The organism is Bartonella sp. MU70NMGDW, assembly GCF_042194085.1.
GTDB lineage: Bacteria > Pseudomonadota > Alphaproteobacteria > Rhizobiales > Rhizobiaceae > Bartonella > Bartonella grahamii.
This window is the reverse complement of sequence record NZ_JBHIMK010000365.1, coordinates 1-1141: the sequence shown is the minus strand read 5'-3', so window position 1 is coordinate 1141 and position 1141 is coordinate 1. Positions and strand designations below refer to the sequence as shown.

At 27.3% G+C, this 1141-nt stretch carries 1 pseudogene; it reads right to left on the bottom strand.

Annotation, left to right across the window (positions count from 1 at the left end):
- A pseudogene (locus ACFIKE_RS11015) lies at positions 1–314 on the bottom strand (autotransporter outer membrane beta-barrel domain-containing protein); the annotation flags it as partial.
- Positions 315–1141: the final 827 nt, after the last annotated feature.

Here is a 1141-nt window from a genome sequence, read left to right as displayed (position 1 = left end):
CCCGCAGTAGCTTCAACCTCTACACGCATTGCCTGAATAACTGTATTTGGCTCCTGCACTACTATAGCAGCAGGCAACATGAAAGGATTACCCTCCCCATTCTTTTCTTTAACAGGTACCGTGAACTTATATACTTTATCACTAATTGTATGCTTTGAACCATCACTGCATTTATAAGGCAATTTGTTTTCGTCACATAACAGTGATACAAATGAATGAGAATGCGCCTCAATATTTATATTTAACAAAAGAGAAAAAATAGCTGCTGTAAAAACACACGAACACAAGTGATTGTTAGATACCTTGGTTATCATTGTTTTTCAAAACTTTCTTTTTTTCAACAAAAATAAAAAATGCTGACAAAAAAATAAACCATAAAATTAAACACAATAAGAATAAAACAAACAAAGTTGTTTTATTTTTTCTGATGAATGACATCATTTCATAATATGTTTTGTATTTTATGTAAAGAAAGAACAAAAAGTTTAAAAATAACATTTAGGATGACAATCTCTTTAAAGAGTGCATCTCAAAAACCGCTGAAAACTGCAATACAAAATGCCAAAAAACTAATCTCAAAAAAACGTGAAAAATACGAATTTTAAAGAGATATAATATTCAATTTATCTCACCACCAAAAAATAAAAATATAACAAAATGAGAATAATTTTAAGATTTAAACGATCAAAACGTTTTAATAAAAATACGACGTAATGAGATATAGTATACGAAATCTATAACAGCATCATTTCTTCAACTACAACAAAAAAACAAGAAATTGCACACTAATGTATAAGCTAATGTACACAATTTCTATATTAAAAATGCTAGATATCTAACAAAGAAATTTGAATAAATAAAAAACTTCTCCTAATACCCTATCATCAATGATTTGAATTAATAAATGTAATATTTTAGATCTTTTGATAAAATCTAAAATACAGTAAAACACTCACCATCTTGAAATTAAAAATCACCAAAATAAAATTTTATCACAATCAGTTCTATGAAAGCTATCTGTTTATTATCGTTAAAGCAGATATTCTAGCAAAGCTATTATTTGCCATTCTTTATATTGAATAAATTTCTCTAAACAACAACTCACTATCCTCCACTATCATCATCTGACAACAACACTATT